We start from the raw sequence: 22976 nt of genomic DNA, 5'->3' as shown, positions 1-22976 counted from the left end.
GATATATCGTTTTTATGGTTATAAATTGATGTATTCGAAAGTTGGGCCCGCATTGGTTTGGGCATCCAACGGTTGTTTCATTAGATTGACAGCCTGTTCTTTCAGGGCATACATATACATGATGGACTTTTCAAGCTCCCTTTGATTACCTTCTACAGCACTTTGTATAGCATCTAATAATCTTCTGTAGGTTTTATTAAACTCAACAGCCTGGGTATGTAATTCTTTGTTTTTTACATAGTCTTCCATTTTCGGATTGGGTTTCATAGGATAAGCCTCATCCCAGTCTACCGGAAGATCTTTTCCTGTAGGTGGAGTGGTTACAGGCATCATTCCGTCTTCATCCATGAAAGGTTCATAATTTCCTCCCAGGTAAAAATGCTCATGGAAAACCTCTTTAAATCTAAAATAATGAGCCAGTTCCACACCTTCTTCAAACTGAGACGGATCAACATCGAAAATAGAATCATCAGCCCCTTCACCCTGTCCTTTGATCTCCTGGAAAACTGCAATTACTCCTGCTAAAGCTTCTACAGAGTGTAATTTTCCGCCACTTCCGTAGTATTGCTCAGGACGGATCTGTTTAGATGGATTTCCTGTGAAAATTCCTCCGGTATTCAATTCTTCAAATGTTTTCGGAAATGTTCCGTGCTCTTTGTAATAAGCAATGATTTGGAAAATAACGATATAGAAGAATAAAACATCATAATATTCACCGATGGTATGTACATTTTCCATAATGAAGCCCTTCATATTTTCAAGCGTCCAGAAGTTGTTTTCCTGTACAGCTGCTCTTTGGGAATATAATGCCGAAGTGTCGGTTTCGTGATCATATTTCGGAGCTTTTACCAAGGGTTTGCTTGGACTTTCAATAGCAATAAATGTCGCAATACTGTTGCTTGAGAATGTCTCCAGTCCTACATAGAAATCAACATTCATAGGTAATTTCATCGGGTAAGTAGGATAGTTCTCTTTTTGATTGACAGAAGGTTGAATATCAATGGCATTCAGAACATTACAAACCATAATCAGGTGAAGCATTTCTTCTACTGCAACGCTTCGGATAATTTGTGAAGCCAAAGCATTAGTTCCATCCTTTATAGAATACAAAGCGGTAAGATAGGGTGGAATAGTAGAGTGCTCAATAAGAATAGCTGTCTGTAAAAGATCCTGTAAAACCGGTTTATAATCAATTTCGGTTAATCCTTTTCTGGATTCAGAAGTTTCAGAACCGAACTGAGATTCCAGATAAGCATTAAAATCTTTGATCTGATCATTGAGCAAAAGATTAGTTAAGGTTTTGCTGTGATGCTTTAAACCTTCAATCCAGTCTTCTTTGCTAAGTGTTGAATCAAATAATAAAGAAGGCAATGAAGGGGCATCTGCAACAACAGCGCTTCTGCCTGCCATTCCGGCTCCTTTTAATAATGTCTCTTGTGGTTGTGCTGTTTTATTGATAAGTTTTTGTCTCATGTTGTTATTTTTTAAGTTGAATTTCAAGATCAGCAAGGATAGATTCTACAGAACGGATCGTGAATGCTGATAAGGTTAAAGTAGGGTTTGAAGTTCCCAGAGTCGTCATATTTCCGGCTCCTACGATGTATAAATTAGGATGATCCCAGGCTTTACAATAGCTGTTGGTAACAGAATCTTCCGCTGTAGAACCCATTCTGTGCGTTCCCACAATGTGTCCGGCTCCGTTGTAAGAATATCTCACACCATTGTAGATTACGGAATTCTTATCTGCTGCTGTATATTTTGTGAAATCTTCGATATTTAATCTTTTGAACATCTGATCAGAAGCATGTTTGGCCTGTTCCATCGCCTTCATCTCATATTCTGTCAGTTCATAATGAATAACAGGTCGCGGAATTCCAAGAACATCCAGATATTGATCATTGATTGTAACTCTGTTGTTGGGATTAGGGAGCTGTTCAATTTCAAAATGGAATAATACCTGTTTTGAAAGTCTGTTTGTAAGTTCTTTTCTCAAGTCAGCCCCGAAAAGTCCTTGACCAACAAATTCTGACACATCAGATCCCGGAGAAAATGCAGGCCAGCCCCATCCCCAATTGTCAAGAGGAGAGATCCAAGCTGAAAATTCACCTCTGAAGTTTCCATCACGGAAAGACGAAATATTGGTAGTAGAACCAGGTCCTCTGTAAGGATAAACCGGCTCAGGGAAAAGTCCCCAGGTAAGCATTACCATGTGATCCATTAAGTTTCTTCCTACCTGATCACTGCTGTTGGCAACTGTTTTTGTTACATTATTGGCTGTATATTTAGAATTCAGAAGGATTTTTGGATTTTCAAAAGCATTTGCAGCCAGAATTACAATCGCATCAGAAGTATCAATGGATTCTTCAATAAAATCTGTTTTCTCTCTTGAAGTATATCTTCTCAGGTGTACTTTGGAGATTTTATCTTGATCATTCTGATCAACACTCAATCTGTAAACCACACTCTGAGCCTGAACCTGCATAAACGGATTACGGCTTAGATTTTCATTATCATTAATTTTATACAAAGCTTTTTTCAATGTTTTTAAAGCATTGTATTTGGCCTGTACAGGGCAGATTGGAACACAGGAAGCATTTCCTTCACAACGTTCCCCCATATAAGGATTCCATACGGAGCCAAGAGCTTTGTATTCTTCTTTTTCAGAGCTGTCTAAAATCAGTTTATATCTGGAATCTTTAGGTTCAGCTTTAATGATTTTCGTTTTTCCGTATTTTGGATTCGGAATAGAATTTCTTCCCTGTGGAGAAGGCACCATCATCAATGGAATCTCTCCGGAACTTAGCTTTACGCTGGTACCTTTAAGCCCTTCGACGATTTTATGATCCATATAACTCTGAGGAATTTCTTCCATAGGGAATACATAATTTCCGTAATATTCTTCCATATTCTCAGCAATTGGATACTCCTGCCTTGAAACATCTCCGGAAACCCCGATTTCAAATTCTGCCATTTCATAATAAGGCTTCAGCTCATCATAATTTACCGGCCAGTTGACCGGAGTAGGTTCATTAGAATTTGGTTTAGGGATTGTAATGCCATACTTTTCTGTAAGTTTGAAATCGTTCGGAAGCATTCTTGGAGTGGTTCCCAACCAGTGAAGTGTTGTTCCGCCACCTACTCTGATAGCATCACTTGCAAATGGCATTGGCCCAAACTGAACCAGATATCCCTTTTTATCAGGAAATGGCTGTACAATGTGTTCCATATCCAAAACATTGGGTGAAGGAGCTTGCTTCAGGTTTGGATAAGGGGAATTAGGAACCTTGGCTTCTTCTCTGTAAAAAGTACGGATATACTCATTATAATTGGTCATTGAAGATACCGAATCCAGTTCCAGACCAGCTTCTAATCCGGCTTCATACATCAGTATTGATATTTCACGGATATTGTCAGATTTATTGGCATCTGCACGGTGAATCATTTTTCCTTTTGTGGCATCAAATACATGATCCGACAGTAGTTTTGCGATCAATGATCCTGCGATTCCCGTTCCTACGATAATCACATCTTTTTTAGGGTTGTTCTGATTCATGAGTGGTTGTTTACAGGTTTAATATTCCAAGATTTGTAGCCAGGTTGTTTGGCTCCCGGCGGGTGAGAATACATAAGATTCCAGACAAGTCCTTCTTTGTAAGAAAGATCATTGATATAAGCACCTTCCCAGGTTCCTAAATACCACATAGTGATCACTTTTCCTGAAATATCAGTCATCCCCGGGTTTTTAATAATTTCAGATTGAATGGCTTTTTTCAATTCCTCTCCAGGGGGATATTTTTCGAGAATATTTTTCGAAACGGTCAGAAATTCTACGAAAGTAGCTGCATCTAAGCTTTTGAGGATATAAGTGTAATAGGTTTCTGCCAGGCCGGTAGACTGCAATTCGTTGACTGTGAATCCGGTGAGATTTTCCGAGATAGACATAAACACGTCGAAATAATAATCGTCGACGTTGAGGATTTTGTTAATGATGTTCATTTCGTTAAAAATTTAGGTTAGATATCTTCAACTCCTTTTTACAGGAGCTAATCATGCCGATTGATCTATAGCTGCCGATTTTTCAGATACCACCTCTTTTTCAGAAATGAATGTCCAGGTTTCAAGCTATCCATAGTTTGTCAGTTTTTGTTTATCCGAAATTAATCAGATCCCTGCAGATTAGATTCAGTATTTCTACGTAATTTGTAGTAGAGGTTATTTTAATTTTTGTTAACAAACCCTTTATTCAAGGGTGTTTCAAGGTGTTTTGTTTTCACCTAGTTTAGAATTAATTTAAATAGTGTGGTATTGAATTCAGGATAAGATTTTGAAACCGGAAAGATTCAGTGACTTAAAAAAATAATAATAAATTGATGATCAGGATGTAACGAAAGTGAAACAGCGAATGTCTAATCTCTATAAATGAATTTTTGATTCAGTAATTACCAATTATAAAACCAATTATCACTGACCATGAAACAACTTACTTTAACTTTATTGTGTTTTGCTTCCTCTGTTTTGACAGCTCAAGGTGTAAACAGCAAAAAAGAAACAAATATTCCTTCCAAAAGTTTGAATGAACAAACAGTTCATCAATCTGTTCAAGAGGAGACGGACAGAATATTCAATAAATTGGTGAATGTAAGAAGACAGTTTCATGAAAATCCGGAATTGGCAGGTCAGGAAAAACATACTCAGGAAAAAATTAAACAATATTTGCTGGATTTGGGGCTGGAAGTTCAGACAAATAACTATGGACACAGCGTTGTAGGAATTCTGAAAGGTGATAAAAAAGGGAAAAAGATAGCCTGGAGATCAGATATGGATGCGTTACCCAATGATTATCCCGATCCTGAAACTTTCAAATCAAAAATAAAGGGCATTCAACATGGTTGTGGTCATGATGTACACATGGCGATTGGGCTGGGGATTGCAGAGGTTCTTTCTAAAAATAAAAAGTCTTTGAAAGGAACCGTATATTTTATATTCCAGCCTGAAGAAGAAACCTTCAAAGGAGCAAAAGAAATGGTTAACAAAGGATTGCTTTCCAAAATAAATCCTGACGAAATCTACGGATTACATGTAACAGCTACACCTGTAGGGCAAATTATGGTGAAACCTAATGAAATGTTTGCTTATCAGAAGAGAATACGAATTCAGCTGAAAAACGGATTATCTGAAGAACAACTCAACGGATTGACAAAGAAAATCGGCAATGCTTTATTCCGAACATCTAACGGAAGTAAGCCTTGGGAAATACAATCTATTGTTGATCCTAAAATCGGGTTGACCAATCCTGATACTATTTTCAAAGATTACCTGTTCACGGACGGAAAATTTAATATTTATTCCAAAAATAATCAGTCTTTTCTTGAAGCCTATCTGTATGAAACGAATGCTTCTCGTTTAGATAAAATAATTCCTGCAGTTCATAAAGTGATTGAAGACAGCGGATATCAAAATCAGCTTGTTTCTGTTTCATTTGTTCAGGAAAATCCAACGGTTATCAATAATGAAAAACTGACGCATTCAGCAATGGAGATTCTTCAGAACATCTATGGAAAAAATGCAGTTGCTGCAGACTATGGCCAGGTTCCGTTTTTCAATGATGATTTTGCCTATTTTCAACAAAAAATTCCGGGAGTTTATTTCTTTCTCGGTGGTTCCAACTTTGAAAAAGGTGTGATCGCAATGAATCATTCTCCCAATTTTCAGGTGGATGAAGAAAGCATCAGAACCGGAGTGAAAAGCTTTTCATCATTAATCATTGAACGTCTTAACAAAAATTAATTTTTCACTGCAATCGCATCAATCTCAAACAACATCCCAGGCAAAGCAAGCTGGCTCACCGGAATAAGTGTACTGGTTGGCAGGAATGATTCTTTCCAAACTTTTTTCGCTTCTTGAGCCCATATTTCAAGTTTTTTCTGATTATGGTCTACAATGAGAAGAGTAATTTTAACAATATGATCAAATGTCATAGAATGACTCTGTAAAATGATTTCCATATTTTTCAAAGCATCCTGAACCTGAGTTTTAAAGTCATCAGCCAATACATGATTTTCTCCGACACCGCCGCTCTGCCCAGATATAAAGCATATTTTGGAAGGATTTTCCACAGAAATGCTATGTGAAAAACCATAAGGGCTGGGATTAAATAATGCCGTTGGATTGATCAATTGAGGTTGTTGAGTTTTTTCCATAATTTTGATTAGGTAAAAATGAGAGATAAAAACAATAAAAGTCTTTACATATGTTGAGAAAAATATTCTTTTAATTGCGTAAAGATTCTCTTTAGTAGTAATGAAATCCTGATATAAAAAAATGCTGTTTCCTAAAGAGAAATAGTTGGGTTTTTGTCATTCTGACACAGAATGAAGTTCTGCGAACATTGTTCAAAGAATCTCGTTAACAATCAGTCACATGAGATTATTTATTACATTTTATTTCATTCAGAATAACAGTTTTGAAACAGCATTTTTTGATTTTTTATTCTACAACTATACTTTCAATCCCTTTTTGCAGAGCTGTTTCCTGAATGACCGGAACGGAAAGTCCTTCTGCGCGGACAACAGAAATATCCGTCATTCCCATAAATCCTAACGTTTTTTCTAAGTAAGGTACTACAAAATCATAAGCCTGTCTTTCTCCTTCAGAATACACTCCGCCACTTGAAAAGGCAAGATATACTTTCTTGTTCTTTACCAGCCCTTCAGGACCATTTTCACTGTAGCTGAATGTTTTTCCCACTCTTGCAATGTGATCAAGCCATGATTTCAAGGTAGAAGTGATGCTGAAATTGTACAATGGAGCTTCAATAACGATAATATCCGCTTCATGCAGTTCATCAATTACTGTATCCGAAAGTTTTACAGTTTCCAGCTGCTCAGCAGTACGGTGTTCCGCCGGAGTGAAAAATGCATTGATGTGTGCTTCTTCCAGATGAGGAAAAAGAGGATTGGCCAAATCACGTTTTTTAAAAACACTGTCCGGATATTTGGCTGTAATTTTTTCTACAACAGCATTTCCCAGTTTTTTACTGATGGATGACTCGCTTCTTGGGCTTGAGATAATATGAAGTACTCGTTTCATTTTTGATTTTTTTTAAAATTGATGTTTCAAAATTATCTATATTTACTAATAAAAAGATAGTAGTTACCAAAAGGTTAGTAATAACATTTAGGTTAGTAATCAATGAAAACAGGAACAATGGAAGAAGAAAAAATAGTGTATTCAAGACCGCAGTGCAGTACTCATCTTGCTGCGACTGAGGATGCTTTGTATGTTTTAGGAGGCAGATGGACCATCAGAGTGATGATTGCAATTTTGGGCGGACATACCCGTTTCAACGAATTACAGCGAACCATCAAAGGGATTTCAGCAAGAGTATTATCCAGCGAACTGAAGAAGCTGGAAGTGAATCACTTGGTGGAAAGAACTGTTATTACCGATCAGAAACCAGTGTTGGTAGAATATGTCCCTACAGAATACAGTGAATCCCTGAAAGATGTGATTGCCGCTCTTGCGGATTGGGGTTCAAAACATAAAAAGAAAATCACAGCATAATAAGATAAAAGAAGAGAGTATTGATATCGAAAGAACCCCTTTATGTGGTATTTAATAGGTTGCAATATTGCTCATACTTTAAGTATTTTTACTCAATTTAATAATAGCAAGATGATCATATGTGAAGACTTATTATTCTCCCATGAAGCCACTCTGGAAAATTATGAGGCAGGAAGTTCTGTTTTTCAGGAAGGTACCATGGCTAAATATTATTTTCAGATCAGAAGTGGTACTGTTAAACTGAATACTTTTTTGGAAGACGGAAAAGAATTTGTTCATGGACTGCCTTTTGACGGTCATTGTATTGGGGAAAGTTATTTGTTTACAGATCATCCATATGCTATCAATGCTATAGCAGTTACCAACTGTGAAATTATTAAGATTTCCAAAGCCAAATTTCTGCAGATACTGGTAGAACAACCTGATCTTATGCTGGAAATCAATAGATATATAGCAGACAGAATGCATTTCAGGTACATGATCTCCAGCTTTCTGGCTATTTCAGACCCTATCGTAAAGCTCATGAAGCTGTTTGATCATATCAAAAAATATTTCGGATTTGAAGATGCTTATTCCTTTCTGATTCCCTACACCCGGCAGCAAATAGCAACTTTAACCGGTCTTCGGGTAGAGACGGTAATCAGATATGTCAAAAAAATGGAGGAACAAAAAATGGTTAAAATTGAAAGTACTAAAATTTATTACTAGCTTTCAGTCATTCACTTTAATTTTTTGAAACATTAAGATTAGATTAAGGTGTTTAGAATATTAAGATGAGCTTCGCTTTAAGCAAAAAAACTTAACTATACTTTATTTCTTAAATTTATTCTTAATGGTTTATACAGAACATTTTTAGATTCAAATGTTTCTATTTTAAAATTAAAACAGGTTGGTGCGTGTTCTGGTAAATTCCCTCGGAAATACTTCTGCTCGCCAGATAATACAGAAAGCTGTGCTTGCCTGGTAAAGCAATAATAAGATCTGCTTCGTTGGAAGAAGCAAAATTAAGGATCCCATTAATTACATTCTCTTCATAAGAATAATGGATACTGCTCGGAATTTCAGTTAAATGTTCGCGAATATAATCTTCCAGTTCTCTTTTTTTGTTGTCATCCTCCTTTTCACCTTTGTTGATATTCAAAAACATCAAACGTACGTCCTGCTTATGAATAACAGACTTGTGATGAAACAGTCTTTCCAGTCTTTTAATCCCATTGATATCACAAGGAATAAAGATATTTTTAATAGGAGTGTAGTGATAGCTGTTAGGAACAATTAAAGTCTTCACAGGACTCGTTCTTGCAATACTAATGATGTTGTCGGAAACAAAACTTTCAGTAGAAGAAGTCTGATCATCACTTCCCAGAATAATCAGTTCTACAGACGGCTGATTTTTTAAAAGTTCGTTGATACTTCTGGTAAGAGCCCAGTCACTTAATACCTTAGAAACTTTTATTTCAGGTGATTTTTCCTTTATGATTCCAATTAACTGATCAAATAGTAACTCCGTTCTCTGTAACAGATTATTGACACTTTCTTCATTCACAAATGAATGCCCTTCTGCGATATGCAGATAATCAAATTCAGACTCTCCCGCGGTTTTTAGTAAGATAATGTTTTGATATTCATAAGTTTTTGCCCAGTCTGCGGCAATTCTTACTGCATTTTCCGTAGTTGATGTAAAATCAATAGGTACAAGGATTGTTCTCATATTGTATCATTTTTTGATCCCGGCTCTTCCAGGTTTGCTGTCATTTTTTTTACCAATAGCAGCGCTTTGCTGATCTCTTCCACATTAATATCGCCAGCTGCTTTTTTATAAAGATCCAATGCCCATGGGTAAACGGTTTCTACAATCTGCTTGCCCTTTGGAGTCAAAAAGATCTGCTTATTTCTTCTGTCATTTTGATAGGCTATCCGTTCTACCAAATCCCTTTTTACAAGGCTGTTGATGAGATATGTAATGCTTGATTTGTTTTTACTTACTTTATTTCCTATTTCCTGCTGGTTGATACCGTCATTTCGTGAAAGCAATCCCAGAATTTCGATCAGTTCAAAAGAAAGATCCGGATTATATTCGTTAACCGTAGTCTGAATCTTCTGCCGAAGGCGGCTTTTCATTTCACTCATTGCAAGGCCAAGTTCAAGAGCCAGTTCTGATATGTTATTCTGTTTTGCAGGCATACTTTGATAATAATAATTGAGCAGGATAAGGTGCGTATCTTAAAGAATCTTGTTCATAACTTATCATATCAAATATACGGAAAATTAGTTTTAATTAAAACTAATTGATAGTAAAATATTATTTATTTGAAATGAAATATAGAAAATATAAATCTGCAGGAATGGATTTTACTGTCTGATGGCTAAGAATTTAAAAAGTACAAAACAGAAAAAAAAAGCAGAGATTAATTCCCTGCTTTTTCTTTTTTTACTGCCTGATGCATGATAAGAATAATTCCTAAAAGGAAACATGCAATAATCAGATAGCGCCAGGAAAGGTCTTTTTGTTCACTTACAGCGCCACTTACAGAAATGATAAAGCTTGTTATCGAAGTGATCACATACACCAATCCACCCATCAGTCCTCCGGCAGTTCCTGCATTTTTAGGAAAGTAAAGCATACTTGTCGTAAAAAATGAAGTAAATAAAATTCCGGAACAGATATGAATAAAAAAGGCAAAAGGGATCATAATGAAAAGGCTTTCTGCAAAATAACTGGTTGTGATTAGTCCTGCAATCAAAATAAGCTGCAGTAAGATAGGCTGTAAGATTCTGGGTTTAAAATCCAGAGTCAGTCTGCGCTTCCCGATAAATCCTCCAATCATCCAGGAGAAACCTAAGATCAGTGTACAATATCCAATGACTACCGGGGTAAAATGAAACGTGTTTTCAATAATAAAAGGTCCGGTAATATTAAACAGCATCACAATAGAGTAGCTCAGTCCTAAAATGAAAATTCCCAGCATAAAAATCCTGTTCTTCAGCATCATTTTATAAAGGCTGATGTTCTCAGACAGATCCAGTTTCTTTTTCTGGGGAAGGCTCTCCCCACTGAAGAACCATTCAAATAAGAATATAAATCCTGCATAGGCTGCCAAAAAGTAAAAATTCGCATGCCAGTTAAACATTTTCTCAAGATAACCACCCAGGAAAGGTGCCAGAATAGGTCCACAAGACCATACAATGGTGAAATAACTCAAATAATGTTTCACCCTCTCTGCATCATAAATGTCCACAAAAATAGCACGTGTAGCTACAACAAGCACCGAAACCGCAGCTCCCTGAAGAATACGAAGCAGACAGATTAGTAAAATACTGTTGGTCATCGTAATTAAAAAACTGGTCAGGATCAATAAGAACAATGCAATTAGCTTGGGACGATAACGGCCGATACTATCTAAAATTCCCCCTACAAATAACTGGGAAATTCCATAGCTTAACAGATATGAAGTCAGGGTTATCTGAATATCTTTTTCTGAAACCATCATTTCTTTGGCCATAGAAGGGAACGATGGTAAATAAATGTCCGTGACAAATCCTGACAGCGGAATCGACACGAAAGCCATAATGGTAATTAATCTGATTCTTTTCTCAGATGCTTCTCTCAACATATTCATTCATTTTTTACCCTGCAAAAATAAGTCAAGAAATATAAAATTGGATTTTAAAAGACAAAGTAAAAATTACAAAAATCAAATATTAAGATAAATTCTTGAATTTTAGGGGTGAAGTTTGAGCGTGTTTTTTGAAAAAGTTATTAAAATGAGCAGGTTGATCAAATCCCAAAGTATACCCAATCTGGGCAATATCCCAATTCGTATACTTTAGAAGGTTTTTAGACTCTTCGAACATTTTTTCTTTAATGATCTGTGTTGTAGTAAGATTGGTTACAGATTTTACAGAAGAATTCAAATGATTCACATGTACATTCAGATGATCTGCAAAATCGGAAGGGGTCTTTAATGCCAACGGATAAGCAGGGGAGTCCAGAGGAAACTGCTTGTTGAGTAATTCATCAAACAGTTTATACAAACGTACATTCGCGGGAAGTTCATGAGGATTGATATCTTCCACCCGGTTTTCCAGTGCCAGATGCATTACAGAGGCAAGGTTGCTTTTGATACTGCTGCATCGGAAAGGATATGTTGAATTATTCATCCTGTAAATCTGATCAAAATACAAAGTGGCAAGCTGGGTCTGTTCCTCATTGAGAAAGACAACCGGTTTGCTCCATTCTTTGAACATGGAAGTTTTTTTAAACAGATTAAATTCTGAATTTCCATTAAAAAACTCCTGATTGAACAGACAGAAATAGCCCTCCTGTATATCGCTTTCGCACTCCCAGGAATACGGAATACTGGGAGAAGGAAAGAATAAAGCCGGACCATCAATAAACAACTGATGTGCTCCATAATGAATCGTACCTTTTCCAATGATAAAGCTAATTTTATAATAATCACGGCGGTTGTAAGGGCTCTTGAAACTGCAATACCTCCGCATGGAAATATTGAAATGAGATTTTCCCATCTCAAAATCCTCAGAATCAAACATCTTGACCTCATCCTTGCGGATGCGTCTGTAATAATCTTCTATTGTTTCCAGCTGATCACTCATAGGTAAAAATTATAAAAATCAAAGATAAGGAAACTATTCTTACCTAAAATAATTTTAAGTGATATAATAAAAATGAGAATAATAGCTTCGCTCAATATCATCAATGTTAAGATAACGAACCATTTATTATAAGCCATCCGTACAAATCTGTAAAATCTGTGGTTGAAAATAATCGAATTAACCTTTATTAATTTCCAGTTCTAAAATATGAGATGGCAGTTGAAAAGCTCCGGCCTTTGAACTCAATACAGGAATAAATCCAACCTCTTTTAGAAATTGAGATAGCGGATCATGATCCAGCATATTGATCCATATTATATCTGTAAAACTCACTGCTGACCTGCATTTTTTCCAAAGGGATTGTCTTATTTCAGGAGAGTCAAATTCGGAAAGAATCACAAAACTGATTTCGGTGGCTCTTTTTCCTTCAGAAATTCCGGGATGTAAAGAACCGCTTTTGATAATGCTGTATCCTATAGGTTTCTGATCAGCATAGGTCATAATAAGCTGGTTGGAAAGATCGTTCAGATCATTGATCATCTTTCTCGGATCTATTTCTTTTTGAATATATCTTTTAATATCTTCTTCACTTATAAACTCTTTGTGTAGCGTATAAATGGAAGAATCAATAATGGCTATAAGATCAGAAATTCCCTCTTCAGAACCTACTGTAAATTTTGAAATGATATCCATGGGATTTTTTTTATTCAAAATTATAAGATTAATCCATTCTTCAGGGATACAGTTCGTTAAAATATAATCGGTACAGATGAATGTTTTTGTAAATTTGTTCAGTACAGTTGATCCATATTATGAAGCCTTTTAAATACGAAGTTTTTACAACCATCATAGAAAAACAGATCCGAAGTGGAATTTTACAGGAAAAAGATAAGCTTCCTTCTGTCCGGGAGATCAAAGAAAAATACAATCTGAGTACAAGTTCAGTACAGAGTGGGTTTGAATATCTTATGATTAAAGGTTTGATCACCAGCCGTCCGCGGTCTGGTTACTTTGTAGCTGGTATTCAGGAAGAAAATATTCCGGAAGTGAGGACAGAGCTTCCAGTAGTAGTGCGGGATGAAGCATTTATGAAAAATATGATGCTTACTTCCAAAAGAACCTCAGAGTCAAGCTCGTTTAATACGGCTGTGCCGGGAGATCTCCTGATCCCACAGAAACTTATTCTCAGGACAATGCAGGAGGTAATTCGTGAAAAAGGAGCGTCATTACTGAGATATTACCCTTCAAACGGTCTGGAAGCATTAAGGAAACATATCGCAAGACAAATGAATATGTATGGCTGTACCATGAATTATGATGAGATCATTATTACAGATGGCGCCCTCCAGGCACTTACAATTGCTTTAAAATCGGTTACAAAAGCCGGAGATGGAGTTGCTGTTGACAGTCCCTGTGTATTTTCCGTACTGGAAGTGATGGCACATCTTGAATTAAAAGTAATCGAAATTCCTGTGCATTACAGAAATGGTTTTGATATAGAATATTTCAGGGCAGCCTGTGAAGAAAACAATATTAAAGCTCTTGTGGTTACCCCAAATTTTCATAATCCTACAGGAATTGTAATGAAAGATGAAACGAAAAAGGAAATTCTGAGGATTGCAGAGATCCATCAGTTGTGCATTATTGAAAATGATATGTACTCTGATCTTTATTTTGAAGAACAGAGGCCGCAAAGTATAAAAAGCTTTGATAAAAAAGGAATGGTAATGACCTATTCATCATTTGCAAAAACACTGGCGCCAGGAATCCGTTTAGGCTGGCTGTATGCAGGGAAATTTTTTGCTAAATCGGAAAGAATAAGGTTTACTTTAGGGCGGTCTGTTTCTCCCATTTATCAGGAGCTTGTTCTGAAATTATTGCAGGGAAACAGCTATGAAAGGCATCTTCGGACATTTCGGAAGAAACTTAATCAACAGGCTGTACAGATATTGGATGCTTTAAGAAATTCGTTTCCTGAAGGTTCTTATTTTCACAGACCTCAGGGTGGTTACAGTATCTGGGGGCAGCTTCCCGAACATACGGATATGAATAAATTCTATGAATATTGTGAAAAGCATCAGATTTTATTTACTCCAGGAGACACTTTTTCGTTCACCAATACGTATCATTATCATTTCCGGATCGTTTTTGCGGAACGTATTACATCCGAAAGCTTTGTTTTATTGGAAAATGCAGGCAGGAAGGCAAAACAACTACAGTTGTAAGCCGTTAAGAGCTATAAAGTTATTAAAGAAGGCTAAATGATTTTATAAGTAATCCTTTTTAAGGCATAGAGGTCATTGTTTTCTTCGATTCTTATTGATCCTGAGTGATTTATTTAAATATGAACCTATATATTAGATAAAATCCAATTACATGGCTGTTTTTCTGTAATAATTTGATTTTATTTTAAAAATTAAATTGAATTTAAGAAAGACTCAAAAAAAATAATTAAATCAACCATTTTTTTTCAACACAATTAGGCTGGAATCACCATAAAACCTATATTTGCAGCCTAAATTTTTAAATAAATGAAAGAACTAATTGAAAAAATCAACGCAGAATTTGAAGCGTTCACAACAGAAGCAAACCAACAAGCGGAAAAAGGAAACAAAGCAGCTGGTACAAGAGCTCGTAAAGCAGCTTTAGAACTAAGCAAATTGTTCAAAGATTTCAGAAAAGTTTCTGTAGAAGAAGCTAAGAAATAATTCAACTTTTAGCCGGCTTTTGAAGCCGGCTTTTTTTATGCTTTTTTTCAAGACATAATCGTCTGCTTTTTTATATTTTCTAATGATAGTAGATTTTGATCATACAATGAATTTGCTTTGAAGATTTTTTTAATTCAAATATTCATTTTTTTCTTTGTAAAACATCTATAATGTGTATTTTTAGAAATATCAATAACTAATATATCATGAAGTATTCTTTTCTACTGTTGCTGTTTTTCAACTTTTTTTCAGCACAAAAACTAAAAGTTATAGATGTGGAAAACGGAAAACCTGTTTCTAATGCAAGAGTTCTTTTGCAGAATCAGATTGTTTATACCAATGAAGATGGTTTCGCACCAGTGGAACAAGGTTCTGCCAACTTTGAAATTTCAGCTTCTGGTTTTCAAAAAGCAAAACTTCAGGAGTTTCGTTCTGTTGTAAAGCTGAAGCGGGTTTATAAAAGTATTGATGAGGTGAAACTTGAAAAAGTAGATATCAGAAAGCTATTTGAAGATGTAAATAATAATTATAAAAAAAGATATTATAGCGAACCATCACTCTATGATGTAGTTTACAAAGAAAAAAAGAGTGATAATAACAAGCTTTATTTTTTAGTCATTGCAGAGACCAAATTATGGAGCAAGACTAATTATTATAATCATAATAGATCTCATGATAAGAATCTTCAAATGCAGCTGAATAATGTGAAAACCTTTAAAAATATAAAGTCAGATAGTATTTTTACAGCAGGAATAAAAGATTTCTCTGATGAATATATGGGGAATTATTTTTTCAATTTTGAATTGAAAAGAGTGGTTTCACATTTAAAAGATGAAGGATCAAAATATTCTGGGTGGATGATTTTCGAAGAGGGTAATGAACAGCTGGTAACATTTACCATTAAATCAGGATTGGGAATTGAAATGGAAGGTGAGTTTAAGTTTAATAAAGAGGATAAAGTGATCACCTATTTTGAGATCCATTATTTACAGGATCAATATCCAATGATGAAAAGAAAAACTGGAGAAGGTGAAGAATATGATTATCAACTAGGAAATGCAATACTTGTTTTTGATTTTTATAAAAATGATGGAGTATATGTTCCTGCAATGAGCAGACTTGAAGGAAACAGATATATTGCCTATTATAAAGGTGTTAGACATGAAAGAAGGAGCAGCAGGGAACTTATCTATAATACCTTTAAAAAATCTGATGAAAAAGGACTTAATCCTAAAATGGATTTTAGTAAAAATATTTGGGATAATATTCAAGTGAAAGAAGATAAAAATAATACCATTTTACTTTCCGGGGATGAGCAGGCTTTTATCAATAGAAGATTACCAGATTTTGGATCGAAATAACATCAGTATTCTTGATATTTACCATTGATGGGATAATTTGTGACGTAAAAAATATTTTTTTGAATAGAAATGGTTTAAATTATACTATTTAAAGCCTTTTTTTGTTTTCTTTTCTCTAATTTCCTTTATCTTTAAAGCAATCAATAAATAGTATGAGGATAAATAGATTTTTTGCAGTACCTGCAGTAGTGCTGGCTGCCCAGTTTTCATGGGCTCAGGTAAAGGTTGACCCAAAAGAAAGGCTTAGCCCTATCGTAAAAAGTTTTGTAGATGAAGTAAATAATAATTCCCAACTGGAAAACCTCGCATCTGAGCTGCTTGACGGGATTGGTCCCCGCCTTGTAGGAACACCTGAAATGCTTGCTGCAAACGAATGGAGTGCTAATAAGCTTCGTTCCTGGGGTGTGGATGCCAATCTTCAACAATTTGGAACATGGAAAGGCTGGCAAAGAGGGACAACTCATGTAGATATGACGTATCCGCGTGTGAAATCTCTTTCTGCAACACAGCTTGCATGGAGTCCTGCTACAAAAAAAGCAATTGAAGCAGAAGTGATTATTCTTCCAAAAGTAGCTTCTAAAGCAGAATTTGATCAATGGCTTCCTTCCGCAAAAGGGAAAATAGTATTGATGGCACAATATCAGAAAATTGGACGTTCTGATGAGCAGATCAAAGAATTTGCTACTCCGGAGCTGTATGAAAAACTTAAAGCAGAAAAAGAACAGGCTGCCAAAGATTTTGCTGCTTATATCAAGAATATTGGATATGATAATAACAGTCTTCCTGATGCTTTGGAGAAAGCAGGAGCAGCAGGGATTGCTATTTCAAACTGGACTGGAATTATGGGCGCCAACAGAATTTTTGGCGCGAAAACAACCAAAATTCCAATGATTGATATCGATGTGGAAGATTATGGAATGCTTTACAGAATGGCAGAAAAAGGGACTCAGCCAAAAATCAAAATTGATGCTCAGTCTAAAATACTTCCTGAAGCCAAAAGTTTTAATACGATCGGAATGATCAAAGGAAAAGAAAAACCTGATGAATATGTGATTCTTTCAGCTCACCTTGATTCGTGGGACGGAGCTCAGGGTGCTACAGATAACGGAACCGGAACAATCACTATGTTGGAAACCATGAGGATTCTGAAGAAATATTATCCTAATAACAAGAGAACGATCGTAATCGGGCTTTGGGGAAGTGAAGAGCAGGGATTAAATGGTTCGAGAGGTTTTGTCGCAGATAATCCTCAGATTATTAAAGGAGTACAGGCCGCTTTTAATCAGGATAACGGAACCGGACGTGTTGTGAACATCAGCGGTCAGGGGTTTGTAAAAGCTTATGATTATGTCGGAAGATGGCTGGACGGAGTTCCAAAAGCAGTAAGAGGCCATATTAAAACAGATTTCCCAGGAATGCCTGGAGGAGGAGGTTCTGATCATGCTTCATTTGTAGCTGCAGGAGTACCCGGAATTTCTTTAGGTTCCCTGAACTGGGGCTATTTCGGATATACATGGCATACAACGAAAGATACTTATGATAAGATCGTTTTTGATGAGGTGAAGAATAATGTGATATTAACGGCAGCATTAGCTTATATGGCTTCCGAAGACCCTGAGTTCAGTAACAGAGAAAAGAGGGTAATGCCTCAGGATGAAAAGGGAGAGACAGCAAAATGGCCGGAAATAAAAGAGCCAAGAAGAAGTTCAAAAGATTATAAGTAAATGATTTTATTGCAGAAATAGTTATTTTTTTAGTGTTTAGATATAATTCGACAAGACATAAAAAATATAAATAAATGAATTATTTTTGCAATAAATATACTTAGATGGAAAAAAAACCAAGGAATATATTAGTTAAAATCATATTTATTCCGGTTTTTGTTATTTTATTAACTTCGAATATCAAAGCTACCTCAGGAAATACCAAGGAGGTAGATTCTTTGTTAAACTTAGCTAAAAAAGCATCGGATACTCAAAGTCCTACTCAAACTATTTTTTTTGCTAGAAAAGCCTTATTGTATTCAGAGAAGATAAGGGATAAAGAAGGAATGGCAGAAAGCAATTTTTTGATAGCATTCGGATTGTGTAATGCCGGGAATTATTCTGAAAGCTTTGTCTATATTAATAAATTAATAAAAGATTATAGTGATTATATTGCGGACAATTTAGATTTCAGGTTTAAATTGACAGATCTTGCCGGAAGAAATTATCTCGCTTTAGGTTTTAGAAAGCAGGCAATAGCCGAGTTTAAAAAAGAACTTACTATTGCCGATTTAGGAAGTATCCAAAATGAAAAACTAGAAAAGTTGTACAATGCAAATATACAGCTTTCAGCATGTTATGAGAATTATAAATCAGATAGCGTCATTTATTATCTTAATAAAGTAAAGGCAATACATAAAAATTATCATGCGCCTCGTCATATCTCTAAAGAGGTTCTATATTTTAATTTAGCAAACTATTATTTTTATAATGGAAAAAGACTTGACTCAGCATCGTATTATAATGAGCAGCTTCTTAAGATAGTCAAAACAAATCCTTTTGATTATTTTGAATGTTCAGGTTTTAGACAAAAGGCTGAGATTTTGTATACCCAAAAAAAATATGAAGAATCATTAGAATATAGTCTTAAAGTTTTGGCTCTTGCAAAAAAGAAAAGTAATCTTGAAGATAGAATATCTATATATAAATTATTGGCAGATAATTACCGGGCATTAAAAAGAAATGAAGATGAACTATTCTATGTAAACAAATATGTAAGTATCAAAGATAGTGTGGCTAAAGCTAGTGCTATGGGGATCCAAATTTCTGCTGATAGAATTTCTGATGAGATTGCAAATTCAAAAAATAAAAGTCTGAATCGCAAGTTGGGATTTGTATTTTTATTTTTAGCAGCTATTATAGGAATTGCTATAATCGGAATAAAAAGAATAAAGAAAAGAAATAATAATATTATTGATCTGAAAGAAAACCAGATTAATAAACTACAGGACACAAGGCTGGATAAGGCCAGAGAAGAACTTATCAATTTAGCCAAAGAAGATGCGCCTGAAATTACGATGAAATTCAAGGAAGCATATCCTGAACTCAATGAAAAGCTTTTACAAATTCAGCCTAATCTGGTGAATACTGAAATTGCGTTTTGTGCTTATTTAAAACTTAATTTCACTACAAAAGAAATAGCTACGTTCATTGGAGTTACCCCAAGAGCTGTTCAGATCAGAAAAAACAGGCTCCGAAAAAAATTAAATATCCCTTCTGATGAGGATATCTATCTGTGGATGGATGGGCTGTGAATCAATTATTGATTTTCAGTTTTTTATTTTTTATTCTGTAATTAAGAATTCTTTTTTGTAAACTTTTTTTGCTTTTCAAGATTTTAAAAACAATTGGATTGGTAACTTATTGATTGTTAATGCATGTGTATTTAGAGATATCTATGTGATAGTATGTTTTTCGTTATGCTTTATGAAAAAAAATAAATTTGCTACACAAAAATATCATATGTGATTTTTTAACTGATTGATATTTCGCTTAAAAAAACATAAAAAGGAAGAAAATAGTGAAAAGGAAAAACAAAAAAACACTATCTGCTGGCAAGGTATCTTATAAACCCGATCTAAAGTATAAAGAAGTTTGGTATAGTATATTGTTAGGAGCTGTAGTTGTAGGGATTGCTATGGAAAGAATATGGAGAATAAATAAAAAGAATAATAATATTTCAGATCTTAAGCAAATTGCTAATCATCATGACATAAGCATGTATAAGGCTAAAGAAGAACTTATCATTTTAGGCAAAAAAGATGCACCCGAATTTACAATGAAATTCAAAGAAGCATATCCAGAACTCAATGAAAAGCTTATACAAATTCAGCCTAATCTGGTGAATACTGAAATTGCGTTTTGTGCTTATTTAAAACTTAATTTCACTACAAAAGAAATAGCTAGGTTCATTGGAGTTACCCCCAGAGCTGTTCAGATCAGAAAAAACAGGCTCCGAAAAAAATTAAATATTCCTTCTGATGAGGATATCTATCTGTGGATGGATGGGTTGTGAATCAATTATTGATTTCAGTTTTTTACTTGTTATTCTGTAATTAAGCATTCTTTTGTATAAAATTTTCTTTTTGCTTTTCAAGGTTTTAAAAATAAATGGTATTTGCAGAAGTACCTTTCTTAGTAGTATTAAAAATAGTAAATACAATTTTACCTATTTTCTTTATAAACTTTAATGGATAATTTGCTAATTATCAGAATATTATATCTTTAGAGATATCTATGTGATAGTATGTTTTTCGTTATAATTTATGAAAAAAAATAAATTTGCTACACAAAAATATCAGATGTGATTTTTTAACAGCTTGATATCTCGCTTAGAAAAACATAAAAAGGAAGAAAATAGTGAAAAGGAAAAACAAAGAAACACTATCTGCTGATATGGTATCTTATAAACCCGATCTAAAGGATAAAAAAGTTTGGTATGGTATATTATTAGGGGTTGCAGTTGTAGGAATTGCTATGGAAAGAATATGGAGATTAAATAAAAAGAATAATATTACGGATCTTAAGCAAGTTACTAATAATCAGTACATAAACCTGTATAAGGCTAAAGAAGAGCTTATCATTTTAAGCAAAAATAATACTTCAGGATTTTTTTTGAAATTTAAAGAAATGTATCCTGAGTTTTGTGAAAAACTACTACAGATAAAACCTGATCTTATTAATTCTGAGCTCAAGTTTTGTGCTTATTTAAAACTTAATTTCAGCACAAACGAAATTGCTAAATGTAATAAAGTAACAGCAGGAGCTATTCAAATCAGAAAGAACAGGTTGCGGAAGAAATTAAATATTCCTGCGGGAAAAGATATTTATCTGTGGATTGATAGTTTATAAATAAATGTGTTTTTTTTGATGTTTTGTTAAGCCTGAGATGTATATTATATCTCAGGCATTTTATTTGAAAGTTAGATAAATGAAATTAATTTTGGTTTGCTGAATATAAAAAAATACTTACTTAATGATCTTCTTACTTATTTTAAATTTCTGTATAGAAAATTAAATGCTAAAAGATACAGGTTTGAAGATAACCTTATTATTAAGCCCATAATGCTAATTATTTTTTCACAATTATTCTTCGAAAATTTAATTTAATTATTTGATTTTGAGTTTATTGTGTGATTGAGATACGAGTGTGATACCTTGTTTTTTGCTTGGTTTGTTTAGCTGAAATACATTTGCCAAATAAAAAACAATTAGTATTTGCTGATATATCGAAATTGTTTTTACAAAGAACAAATGAATGTTAAAATAAAACATTAATATATACACAATGATGAAAAAAACTGTTACATTATCACCTAAGTTATTGATTAAAAAATTATCCAAATACTTTTTGGGAGATTTTTAGATACTTATATTAATTAAAATACTTGCTTTTACCTCCCTTTTATGATTCCCTCGTTCGTTCGTTCGTTCTTAGTTTTGATGGTTAAAATTTATTTACCAGGGAGGTTAAGAGCTTGTAAGATTCATAATTTTTATAACGATTAGGTTTAACAAGTACATACGTTTTTAAACTTCATTTCTAAAATAAAATAATTGTGAGAAAATATAACAGATTGTTTTATTATTAAAAAAATTCCACCAATAAAGAATTAGAAAACACAGATATAAATTTAAATTTTTAATACGATGAAAAAGAAACTAATTATTTTAACAGCAATGGTCTCTTCGACTTTTGCATTTTCGCAGATGGGAATTAATACGGCAACTCCCAATGCAGCACTGGATATTGTAAGTAAGGGTAATACTAATGCAACGAAAGCACTAAAAATAAATGATAATACCAATAAAGAACTGGTAAGTGTTTCAGATAATGGAAGTGTACGCCTTGAAAATTATAAGAATATTAATTTATTGGGAACAGATGCTAATGGTAACCTTATGAGTGCACAAACACTCAATATTCCTAGCTTGTCAGCCATTGGCAGTGCAGTTGTACAATCTACATTTAATACTGCTAATTTTTGGTATACAGTACCATTTACGGCTAATAAAATTGATCCATCCTGTTTGACCTATGATGCTGCCAATAAGCGTTTTATAGTACAAAAAGCAGGATACTATGCCATTACTACATATATAAAACTTAAGTTAGACGGTACCACTGGTACTGGAGGTTCATCTGGATTTAATATAGGAAAAGTAGCAACAAATGGGACGACAAAATCAATTATTTCTTATAGTAATGGGGCCTATGGAGACGGAACACAGGGAGTTGGAGGACACCTCGGCACTACTACTTATTTTAATGCTGGTGAAGCTATATATATAGAAGCAATCTATACACTAAAATTTTATATAGAGCAGGGATCTATTAACATTATATACTATGGAGCTTAAATGATCAAATAAACCTCGGGTCAATTAACGTGAAGCTTAAAATTATTGTCGTTGAAGTTTTTTAGCGCATCATTTTTTCCAAAAAACATTTCTATAAGAATGACAGCCTCTTCTTGTTTGAAAGAAAGATGTATGAAATAAATTCTGGTTTTGCTGAGTTATGACGTATTAGCTTGTAGTACTATAGGGGGAGCGGACCTAATCTTTGTACGATAAACAATCCAGCAGGTGGAACAATGGGTCTTGATATTGGTACTGCTCCGGGATTTACGATAAATTTAATTAATAATGTTACAAATGGTGTATATTCCAACTTGTACTAT

General features: G+C 34.4%; 21 protein-coding genes. 11 read left to right on the top strand and 10 right to left on the bottom strand.

Going from position 1 to position 22976, the window contains the following annotated elements:
- Positions 1–18 precede the first annotated feature (18 nt).
- The 3 genes from ACM6F9_RS10730 to ACM6F9_RS10720 are packed head-to-tail and all read right to left on the bottom strand — an operon-like array spanning position 19 to position 3996.
- Complete coding sequence (locus ACM6F9_RS10730; RefSeq protein WP_414845720.1) at positions 19–1473, bottom strand: ferritin-like domain-containing protein; 1455 nt, start codon at positions 1471–1473, stop codon at positions 19–21.
- A gap of 4 nt (positions 1474–1477) precedes the next feature.
- Entirely contained in the window at positions 1478–3553 is a 2076-nt protein-coding gene (locus ACM6F9_RS10725; RefSeq protein WP_414845719.1) for a GMC oxidoreductase, read from the bottom strand.
- The gene (locus ACM6F9_RS10720) at positions 3550–3996 is read right to left on the bottom strand and encodes a hypothetical protein (protein WP_414845718.1); all 447 of its coding nucleotides are present in this window, start codon (positions 3994–3996) and stop codon (positions 3550–3552) included. Before ACM6F9_RS10720 ends, ACM6F9_RS10725 begins: the two co-directional genes overlap by 4 nt.
- A gap of 474 nt (positions 3997–4470) precedes the next feature.
- Between ACM6F9_RS10720 and ACM6F9_RS10715 the strand changes: the two genes are divergently transcribed.
- Positions 4471–5787, top strand: coding sequence for a M20 metallopeptidase family protein (locus tag ACM6F9_RS10715; protein WP_414845717.1), 1317 nt, complete (start codon positions 4471–4473; stop codon positions 5785–5787).
- Here the strand turns inward: ACM6F9_RS10715 and ACM6F9_RS10710 are convergent.
- Together ACM6F9_RS10710 and ACM6F9_RS10705 are read right to left on the bottom strand one after the other, a co-directional pair.
- On the bottom strand, positions 5784–6200 hold the full coding sequence (locus ACM6F9_RS10710; protein ID WP_414845716.1) for a RidA family protein: 417 nt from the start codon (positions 6198–6200) through the stop codon (positions 5784–5786). The two genes, ACM6F9_RS10715 and ACM6F9_RS10710, sit on opposite strands and share 4 nt — an antisense overlap.
- A 286-nt stretch (positions 6201–6486) precedes the next feature.
- The gene (locus ACM6F9_RS10705) at positions 6487–7089 is read right to left on the bottom strand and encodes an FMN-dependent NADH-azoreductase (protein ID WP_414845715.1); all 603 of its coding nucleotides are present in this window, start codon (positions 7087–7089) and stop codon (positions 6487–6489) included.
- Between the two features lie 102 nt (positions 7090–7191).
- Here ACM6F9_RS10705 and ACM6F9_RS10700 point away from each other — a divergent pair, with 102 nt between their 5' ends.
- Positions 7192–7563, top strand: a complete 372-nt coding sequence (locus ACM6F9_RS10700; RefSeq protein WP_414845714.1) for a winged helix-turn-helix transcriptional regulator — start codon at positions 7192–7194, stop codon at positions 7561–7563.
- A 111-nt stretch (positions 7564–7674) separates the two neighbouring features.
- A complete protein-coding gene (locus tag ACM6F9_RS10695; protein WP_414845713.1) occupies positions 7675–8271 on the top strand; it encodes a Crp/Fnr family transcriptional regulator in 597 nt (198 codons plus the stop codon).
- A gap of 160 nt (positions 8272–8431) precedes the next feature.
- On the opposite strand, the gene ACM6F9_RS10690 is transcribed toward ACM6F9_RS10695, so the two are convergent.
- The 5 genes from ACM6F9_RS10690 to ACM6F9_RS10670 form a co-directional block, all read right to left on the bottom strand.
- Positions 8432–9274: a universal stress protein gene (locus ACM6F9_RS10690; protein WP_414845712.1), complete on the bottom strand. Its 843-nt coding sequence runs from the start codon at positions 9272–9274 to the stop codon at positions 8432–8434.
- Complete coding sequence (locus ACM6F9_RS10685) at positions 9271–9747, bottom strand: MarR family winged helix-turn-helix transcriptional regulator (RefSeq protein ID WP_414845711.1); 477 nt, start codon at positions 9745–9747, stop codon at positions 9271–9273. The genes ACM6F9_RS10690 and ACM6F9_RS10685 overlap by 4 nt, the downstream gene beginning before the upstream one ends.
- Before the next feature lie 224 nt (positions 9748–9971).
- A complete protein-coding gene (locus ACM6F9_RS10680; RefSeq protein WP_414845710.1) occupies positions 9972–11177 on the bottom strand; it encodes an MFS transporter in 1206 nt (401 codons plus the stop codon).
- A gap of 88 nt (positions 11178–11265) precedes the next feature.
- The gene (locus ACM6F9_RS10675; RefSeq protein WP_414845709.1) at positions 11266–12180 is read right to left on the bottom strand and encodes a helix-turn-helix domain-containing protein; all 915 of its coding nucleotides are present in this window, start codon (positions 12178–12180) and stop codon (positions 11266–11268) included.
- 177 nt (positions 12181–12357) lie between these two features.
- Positions 12358–12873, bottom strand: coding sequence for a hypothetical protein (locus ACM6F9_RS10670; RefSeq protein WP_414845708.1), 516 nt, complete (start codon positions 12871–12873; stop codon positions 12358–12360).
- Positions 12874–12992: 119 nt separating this feature from the next.
- Between ACM6F9_RS10670 and ACM6F9_RS10665 the strand changes: the two genes are divergently transcribed.
- The 8 genes from ACM6F9_RS10665 (at position 12993) to ACM6F9_RS10630 (ending at position 22653) form a co-directional block, all read left to right on the top strand.
- The gene (locus ACM6F9_RS10665; protein WP_414845707.1) at positions 12993–14405 is read left to right on the top strand and encodes a PLP-dependent aminotransferase family protein; all 1413 of its coding nucleotides are present in this window, start codon (positions 12993–12995) and stop codon (positions 14403–14405) included.
- 306 nt (positions 14406–14711) lie between these two features.
- The gene (locus ACM6F9_RS10660; RefSeq protein WP_047377485.1) at positions 14712–14888 is read left to right on the top strand and encodes a histone H1; all 177 of its coding nucleotides are present in this window, start codon (positions 14712–14714) and stop codon (positions 14886–14888) included.
- A 206-nt stretch (positions 14889–15094) separates the two neighbouring features.
- Positions 15095–16249 (top strand): carboxypeptidase-like regulatory domain-containing protein, encoded by a 1155-nt coding sequence (locus ACM6F9_RS10655; protein ID WP_414845706.1) that lies wholly within the window; start codon positions 15095–15097, stop codon positions 16247–16249.
- Positions 16250–16401: 152 nt separating this feature from the next.
- Entirely contained in the window at positions 16402–17973 is a 1572-nt protein-coding gene (locus ACM6F9_RS10650) for a M28 family peptidase (RefSeq protein ID WP_414845705.1), read from the top strand.
- Positions 17974–18077: 104 nt separating this feature from the next.
- The gene (locus tag ACM6F9_RS10645; protein WP_414845704.1) at positions 18078–19547 is read left to right on the top strand and encodes a tetratricopeptide repeat protein; all 1470 of its coding nucleotides are present in this window, start codon (positions 18078–18080) and stop codon (positions 19545–19547) included.
- Positions 19548–19813: 266 nt separating this feature from the next.
- Positions 19814–20308 (top strand): helix-turn-helix transcriptional regulator, encoded by a 495-nt coding sequence (locus ACM6F9_RS10640; protein WP_414845703.1) that lies wholly within the window; start codon positions 19814–19816, stop codon positions 20306–20308.
- A 344-nt stretch (positions 20309–20652) separates the two neighbouring features.
- A complete protein-coding gene (locus ACM6F9_RS10635; protein WP_414845702.1) occupies positions 20653–21144 on the top strand; it encodes a helix-turn-helix transcriptional regulator in 492 nt (163 codons plus the stop codon).
- Positions 21145–21942: 798 nt separating this feature from the next.
- Positions 21943–22653: a hypothetical protein gene (locus ACM6F9_RS10630; protein ID WP_414845701.1), complete on the top strand. Its 711-nt coding sequence runs from the start codon at positions 21943–21945 to the stop codon at positions 22651–22653.
- The last annotated feature ends 323 nt before the right edge of the window (positions 22654–22976 follow it).

Origin of the sequence: Chryseobacterium sp. IT-36CA2 (assembly GCF_949767875.1) — a bacterium.
In the GTDB taxonomy this organism is placed as follows: Bacteria; Bacteroidota; Bacteroidia; order Flavobacteriales; family Weeksellaceae; genus Chryseobacterium.
This window is presented reverse-complemented; position numbering and strand designations above follow the sequence as displayed.

Excerpts from the sequence above, each read along its gene's own strand:
- ACM6F9_RS10730 (WP_414845720.1), bottom strand. The coding sequence starts at position 1,473 with ATGAGACAAAAACTTATCAATAAAACAGCACAACCACAAGAGACATTA.
- ACM6F9_RS10725 (WP_414845719.1), bottom strand. The coding sequence starts at position 3,553 with ATGAATCAGAACAACCCTAAAAAAGATGTGATTATCGTAGGAACGGGA.
- ACM6F9_RS10720 (WP_414845718.1), bottom strand. The coding sequence starts at position 3,996 with ATGAACATCATTAACAAAATCCTCAACGTCGACGATTATTATTTCGAC.
- ACM6F9_RS10715 (WP_414845717.1), top strand. The coding sequence starts at position 4,471 with ATGAAACAACTTACTTTAACTTTATTGTGTTTTGCTTCCTCTGTTTTG.
- ACM6F9_RS10710 (WP_414845716.1), bottom strand. The coding sequence starts at position 6,200 with ATGGAAAAAACTCAACAACCTCAATTGATCAATCCAACGGCATTATTT.
- ACM6F9_RS10705 (WP_414845715.1), bottom strand. The coding sequence starts at position 7,089 with ATGAAACGAGTACTTCATATTATCTCAAGCCCAAGAAGCGAGTCATCC.
- ACM6F9_RS10700 (WP_414845714.1), top strand. The coding sequence starts at position 7,192 with ATGAAAACAGGAACAATGGAAGAAGAAAAAATAGTGTATTCAAGACCG.
- ACM6F9_RS10695 (WP_414845713.1), top strand. The coding sequence starts at position 7,675 with ATGATCATATGTGAAGACTTATTATTCTCCCATGAAGCCACTCTGGAA.
- ACM6F9_RS10690 (WP_414845712.1), bottom strand. The coding sequence starts at position 9,274 with ATGAGAACAATCCTTGTACCTATTGATTTTACATCAACTACGGAAAAT.
- ACM6F9_RS10685 (WP_414845711.1), bottom strand. The coding sequence starts at position 9,747 with ATGCCTGCAAAACAGAATAACATATCAGAACTGGCTCTTGAACTTGGC.
- ACM6F9_RS10680 (WP_414845710.1), bottom strand. The coding sequence starts at position 11,177 with ATGTTGAGAGAAGCATCTGAGAAAAGAATCAGATTAATTACCATTATG.
- ACM6F9_RS10675 (WP_414845709.1), bottom strand. The coding sequence starts at position 12,180 with ATGAGTGATCAGCTGGAAACAATAGAAGATTATTACAGACGCATCCGC.
- ACM6F9_RS10670 (WP_414845708.1), bottom strand. The coding sequence starts at position 12,873 with ATGGATATCATTTCAAAATTTACAGTAGGTTCTGAAGAGGGAATTTCT.
- ACM6F9_RS10665 (WP_414845707.1), top strand. The coding sequence starts at position 12,993 with ATGAAGCCTTTTAAATACGAAGTTTTTACAACCATCATAGAAAAACAG.
- ACM6F9_RS10660 (WP_047377485.1), top strand. The coding sequence starts at position 14,712 with ATGAAAGAACTAATTGAAAAAATCAACGCAGAATTTGAAGCGTTCACA.
- ACM6F9_RS10655 (WP_414845706.1), top strand. The coding sequence starts at position 15,095 with ATGAAGTATTCTTTTCTACTGTTGCTGTTTTTCAACTTTTTTTCAGCA.
- ACM6F9_RS10650 (WP_414845705.1), top strand. The coding sequence starts at position 16,402 with ATGAGGATAAATAGATTTTTTGCAGTACCTGCAGTAGTGCTGGCTGCC.
- ACM6F9_RS10645 (WP_414845704.1), top strand. The coding sequence starts at position 18,078 with ATGGAAAAAAAACCAAGGAATATATTAGTTAAAATCATATTTATTCCG.
- ACM6F9_RS10630 (WP_414845701.1), top strand. The coding sequence starts at position 21,943 with ATGAAAAAGAAACTAATTATTTTAACAGCAATGGTCTCTTCGACTTTT.